Raw genomic sequence first — 5,881 nt, forward strand, 5'->3', positions numbered from 1 at the left:
CACAAACCCAACACCATAATCGGCAATGCTGGAATTGTCACGATCCATGCCAGTTGACGTAACTGATCTGGCGACTGAATTAGTGTCCGATAAGCCGCAAAAAATGCAAAAAATGGCAAAAAATTCACCAAACCCAATGCCGCATCGCCCGGTTGAAGGCCAAATAAGGATACCAAAATCAACCACAGAGACAGGATCGCCAAGCCCCAATTCGATCGCCGTTGCCTAATTTCGGTGTCACAGTGCCGCCAGGTGTGAACTAATCCCCTAAAGATAAAGATCGCCCCAATCAGCGGGACGAGCGGAAAGATAACAAACCCGATTCGTGCGGAATTCCACGCCAGTTGCAATTTCGGATTGGGGTGTTTCCATGTCGCGCCAGGAATCAGACTCAGGAGATTAGGCATCGCGGGATTTTCACGAATTGAGAATTGAGAATTGAGAATTGAGAATTACCTCTTGTCTTAAGGGAAGAGGATTGAAGTAGTAAGGAATATCCTTTTTAATTCCTGTTAAAAGGGGAGGCTTCATACCTCTTGTTCTCGGTGAAACATGCTCTCTTGCCAGACTATACGAACAACGATCGAGAAGTAGCTTTTAATATCCCATCTCTAGAGACAGAATTTTTTTAGCAAGGGCATCCCCGTCCTAAAACTACCCTTCTGCTGTGCTAAGAGTCGCTAGACTCCATTAGAGCTTTTTCTTGCCAGTCGCTAGTCTCCGAAGCAGGATAAAAACTCGCAATGATGCCTACTACCAACCACCACAGGGTTTGAATCTGCGGACGATACCACTCGGTATCGGTCGTACCTTGCCCGACTGTTGCTACCATAGCAGCGATCGCGGCAATCAACCAAAAAGCTTGCGGATCTCTGGTTTGGCGTAATTTTGCCAAACCTTGCAGGCCACAATTAAATATTACCGCCAGCATCCACAGCAGACAGACAAAACCAACATAACCAATTTCGACGATCGTTTCCAGAAAGATCGAGTAGGCACTCAACGCGCTAAAGCGCGGACTAGTTTGATAAACCGGATACATCTTCTTAAACACCCGATCTCCAGGCCCAATGCCCCACAGCGGTCGATCGTTAATCATTTTAGCAACCGCTTTCCAGACTTCGATCCGGACGTTATTACTACTATCTTTACTACCACTAAAAATACTCAATGTGCGATCGCGTAAGGTCGGAACGGCCAAAACTGCCACCCCTCCAACGACCAAAATCGCGCCTAAAGCCATCGGCAATGCCCAAGATTTCCAAAACTGGGACAATGTAGGCCGCAACCAATAATAAACCAAGGCAGCAGCGACGACTATTCCCATCAATGCACCCACCCACGCCCCGCGACAGTAGGTCACCATCAGACAGTAGGTATTCACCACTACCATCAAGCCCGCGAGGATTTTTGGCAATCTACCGCGCCAGATAAAACAAGCTGCCACACTAAATGCGATCGCTGGCAACAGATACGCAGCTAAGAGATTGGGATTGTTGAGATAACTATATACCCGTGTCGTCTTGGCTAGTGTAGACTCGGCATCTACCCACGTTGCCAACTGTTTGGCACCATACAGCGATTGATTGACACCATAGACGCTGACAACTAGCGAAACATGTAGATAGATTCCAATCAGCCAATCCCGAATCCGACTCGATCGACACAACCGCGCCAGCATCACGAATAATAGCAAGTAGAGCGTGACCAAATTTAGCCCTCTAAATGCCAGATCTTTGGCTGGCGATAATCCAGTGGAGATGGCGGAAACGCCCCAAAACGCTAGCAATGTGACATGAATGGGCGTAATCCCATTACCGCGATTGTCTGCCAAAGTCAGCAGTACCCAAAAAGCCGCTACCCCAGCGAGCAACAACCCAACTAGTTCTGTGGATAAGCCGAGGGCGGGTATAAATGGCGAGATGACAAACACCAGCGATGTCAAGATCGCTCCGATTTCGTCACCCCGTTGCAGCAGCCAACTCTGCTGTCGCCAAGCTTGTAAGGAGCCAACCCAGCGATGAACGTAGCTAGCTTCAAACCATCTGTTTGGGGAGATGTCTGATAATGTCAGGCGTTGCCAAAAAGAGTACATTAAATTAATTGATAATTGATACTTGATAAGTAGCTGGGCATAATTAAATCTAAAATACCACGTAGGGTGGGCAGTGCCCACCATCTAGATCTCAGGCATTTTCTATCTAATAAATATTTATCCCAATCTACTTATTTACCGCTTTCCAATATCTAGGTTTCAATTGAATGAGTTTTTAGCAAGCACGAGACTTAATTTAACATTCAACTTACCACTTGAGTAAGTTAAATTGCTCCATATCGACGGTATCGCGGTTGCGATAGATGGAGAGAACGATCGCCAAGCCTACTGCGGCTTCTGCTGCGGCGATCGCGATTACGAATATGGTAAATACTTGACCTTTAATTTCGGTGGAATCGATGTAGTTAGAAAAACTCATCAGATTTAGGTTAACAGCATTTAACATCAACTCGATCGACATCAACACGCGAACGGCATTCCGACTGGTCACCAATCCATAAATACCGATACAAAATAGCGCGGCGGCTAAAATCAAAAAATATTGTAATTGCAACATCTAGTTTTTCTTTATTCTTTAACTTATTAATCGCGATCGAGTTTTGGGTAAATTTTACTCGATCGCTCATAAACCTTGGGCAAATCTCTCAACACGCGAATTATTTACCAGCTAATTCGCGAGGGCGTTCTGGCAGAGTGAGGCTATCTTGAGTAGATGTGATGCCAGTAACCGTATCGGGTACAAAGTCGCGACGAGCGAGAATAATTGCACCGACCATCGACATTAATAACAACACCGAAGCTAATTCAAATGGCAGCAGAAAATCGGTGAAAAAGTGTTTGGCGATCGGTACAGTCGAGCTAGCCAATGGCATTACCGTCGAGATTTTCCAGGGAGTCACCAGCGAGACGCTACCTAAGAGTGCGAATAAGCCGCCGCAAACTACTACCGTCATCCCCTGTCTGATCCAACTATTTTTTAGCGGCTTAAAGTCTTCGCGTTTATTTACCAACATAATGGCAAATAAAATCAAGACGTTAACTGCTCCGACATAAACCAAGATTTGCGCCGCCGAGACAAAATCAGCATTGAGCAGAATATAAATTCCTGCCATACTGATAAACACTCCACCCAGTAAAAAAGCGGAATATACAATATTCGCAAACAGTACCACTCCTAAAGCTGCTCCCAACATTAGTAGTGAGAGAATTCCAAATGTCACTAACTGAACACCTTCAGCAATTTGCATTTTTGTTATTAATTAAATCTAGGTTTGAACGGTGTAATTGCTATGGCGATCGCCACAGCAAATCGGGTTTAATCGATCGTTAATAACTAACAACTAATAGAGATTTAACCCCACCTTTGGAGTAAATTTTTGTTACATTGGGGATTTAAAGCCCAATGTAACAACCCAATTATCAATTATCAATTATCAATTATCAATTAATTGCTCTTTGCTCGTTGAGAACCAGCAGGTAAATCGTGAGGCTCCATTACATCTTTTGGTAAGTAAGCCAACGTCCGTAAAGCAGTAACCATAGGATCGTCAGTAACTTTAGTCGGTAGGCGACCGAGGGCGACATTATCAAAATTAAGTTCGTGCCGCTCGAATGTGGCGAGTTCGTATTCTTCGGTCATCGACAGACAGTTAGTCGGACAGTATTCTACGCAATTGCCGCAAAAGATACACACCCCAAAATCGATACTATAGCTATTGAGTTTTTTCTTCTTAGTAGCTTTATCGTATTCATAATCGACGACAGGTAAATTGATCGGACATACCCGCACGCAGACTTCACAAGAAATGCATTTGTCGAATTCAAAGTGAATCCGTCCCCGAAATCGTTCGGAGGGAATTAGCTTTTCATAAGGATATTGAACCGTGATCGGACGACGCTGCATGTGATCGAATGTTACCGCCAGTCCTTGACCGATATATTTGGCAGCCTGAGCGGTTTCTTTGCCGTAGTCTACTACTTGTTTGAGGAATTTCAGCATGATTTTGGATTTGGGATTTTGGAATATACATTAAACTCTTCTCTAAAGCCTAAAGCCTCATCCCTAGCCACCAAAAGCCGTCGGAAAAGCTAATTTCAGAGCCGCAGTAATGAGCAAATTAGCTAGAGAGATGGGGAGGAGGAATTTCCAGCCGAGATTGAGGAGTTGATCGATACGGACGCGGGGGACAGTCCAGCGAGTGAGAATGGCGATGAAGACTAAGAAATAGGCTTTGAGGAGGGTCATCGAAATTCCGAGGGACGCATCCACAACCTGCACCCATGATGTACTAGGATCGACACCGAGTAGATTGCTCAACATATCGATCGGAATTGGACTCGACCATCCGCCAAGATATAAAATTGCCACCAACAGAGCCGATAGCACCAGGTTGACGTAAGAACCCACAAAGAACAGTGCGAACTTCATACCTGAGTATTCTGTCTGATAGCCAGCTACCAACTCTTCCTCAGCCTCTGGAAGGTCGAAGGGCAGACGTTCGCATTCGGCTAGCGCAGCAATCCAAAAGATAACGAAGCCAACTGGTTGTCGCCAAATATTCCATGACAAGATGCCATAGTCAGCTTGTTGGTTGACAATATCGATCGTATTTAAGCTATTCGACATCATCACGATCGCCAGTACCGATAAAGCTAGCGGAATTTCGTAACTGATCGACTGAGCCGCAGCCCGCAAGCCACCCAGCAATGAGTACTTATTGTTCGACGAATATCCTGCCATCAGCAAGCCAATCGGGACGATACTCGACAGCGCAATCCACAAAAAGACCCCAGTATTGATATTTGTAATTACCAAATTTTGGCCGAAGGGGACGATCAGGTAAGACAAGAATACTGGCATTACCACCAATACTGGCCCCATTGTGAAGAGAATCGGGTCGGATTTGGCTGGTTGAATATCTTCTTTAAAGACGAGTTTGAGACCGTCGGCAACAGGCTGTAATACGCCCAGTGGGCCAGCATATTCAGGGCCGATCCGCTGTTGGGCTGCGGCGGAGATTTTGCGTTCCAACCAGACATTGACGAGTACGCCGACAGTCGCACCAATAATCATCAGCAACATTGGAAACGGCATCCAGAAAACCTTAGCCAGTTCGGCTGAGATCCCAAAGTCACTGAGGGATTGGATAAAAGTACCTTGAAGGTCAATACCTGAATTCATATATTGGTTCTTATTTTAAGTGAGCTATTTGTGCGAGTCGATCGCCACGATCGGAAGGTGGGAATTAATGCCGAAGATCGATTCAGTCCTCATCTCGATCGGTAACAACCCATTTCACTCGGTTATTAGTGACGATAAAAATCCATCCTCCCAGCTTAGTTAGGGTGTCGATCGACGATCTAAGGTCGGGGATCGCGGATCCGAACTATGTATTTATTAATATAATTTGCCCCTACTAGTATATCGCGGCAAGAGTATTTAGCGATCGATCCTCACTATCCTCGATCGACCGCCATCTCTATGGTTACCATCGTTTTTACTCACCGATCTTACCCGCGACGGCGATAAAGGCTGCACACGATTCGGCCATCTTGGCGCGATCGAAATGAGGTAGTATTTCCCTCTAAGTCGGTAATTAATCCCTCCCGACAGTCATACGATGCCCTCGGTAGTTCGCTACCGTCGATGCTCACCATGGCCTGATATTGCCAATAATTTTTCGCGCTGCGCTTAATGCTGACGATACAAATCCGATGCCCCTCAACCTCACGACAAAATTCCGCGCGTGCCGGAGCTACGCTCGTCAACCAGATTAATAACCCGATCGAAATTAACTTGAGTACAGATGTAAGCAATACGGGGAG

At 45.7% G+C, this 5,881-nt stretch carries 6 protein-coding genes and 1 pseudogene; all 7 read right to left on the bottom strand.

Features of this window, described 5'->3' with window-relative positions; all coding sequences use genetic code 11:
* A pseudogene (locus tag C7B77_RS21990) lies at window positions 1-407 on the bottom strand (O-antigen ligase family protein); the annotation flags it as partial.
* Between the two features lie 263 nt (window positions 408-670).
* Entirely contained in the window at window positions 671-2,095 is a 1,425-nt protein-coding gene (locus C7B77_RS21995) for an IctB family putative bicarbonate transporter (RefSeq protein ID WP_106309909.1), read from the bottom strand.
* A 208-nt stretch (window positions 2,096-2,303) separates the two neighbouring features.
* The gene (gene nuoK / locus C7B77_RS22000) at window positions 2,304-2,609 is read right to left on the bottom strand and encodes an NADH-quinone oxidoreductase subunit NuoK (RefSeq protein WP_181243964.1); all 306 of its coding nucleotides are present in this window, start codon (window positions 2,607-2,609) and stop codon (window positions 2,304-2,306) included.
* 103 nt (window positions 2,610-2,712) lie between these two features.
* Complete coding sequence (locus C7B77_RS22005) at window positions 2,713-3,303, bottom strand: NADH-quinone oxidoreductase subunit J (RefSeq protein WP_106309901.1); 591 nt, start codon at window positions 3,301-3,303, stop codon at window positions 2,713-2,715.
* A gap of 197 nt (window positions 3,304-3,500) precedes the next feature.
* On the bottom strand, window positions 3,501-4,052 hold the full coding sequence (gene ndhI, locus C7B77_RS22010) for an NAD(P)H-quinone oxidoreductase subunit I (protein WP_181243965.1): 552 nt from the start codon (window positions 4,050-4,052) through the stop codon (window positions 3,501-3,503).
* 66 nt (window positions 4,053-4,118) lie between these two features.
* Window positions 4,119-5,237: an NADH-quinone oxidoreductase subunit NuoH gene (gene nuoH / locus C7B77_RS22015; protein ID WP_106309904.1), complete on the bottom strand. Its 1,119-nt coding sequence runs from the start codon at window positions 5,235-5,237 to the stop codon at window positions 4,119-4,121.
* Window positions 5,238-5,566: 329 nt separating this feature from the next.
* Window positions 5,567-5,881: hypothetical protein (locus tag C7B77_RS30300; protein WP_106309906.1), on the bottom strand; the 315-nt coding region annotated here is incomplete at its 5' end.

This window comes from Chamaesiphon polymorphus CCALA 037 (genome assembly GCF_003003845.1).
GTDB lineage: Bacteria > Cyanobacteriota > Cyanobacteriia > Cyanobacteriales > Chamaesiphonaceae > Chamaesiphon > Chamaesiphon polymorphus.

Bases quoted from the DNA above. Each gene is read 5' to 3' on its own strand.
- C7B77_RS21995 (WP_106309909.1), bottom strand. From the start codon at position 2,095: ATGTACTCTTTTTGGCAACGCCTGACATTATCAGACATCTCCCCAAAC.
- C7B77_RS22005 (WP_106309901.1), bottom strand. From the start codon at position 3,303: ATGCAAATTGCTGAAGGTGTTCAGTTAGTGACATTTGGAATTCTCTCA.
- nuoH (WP_106309904.1), bottom strand. From the start codon at position 5,237: ATGAATTCAGGTATTGACCTTCAAGGTACTTTTATCCAATCCCTCAGT.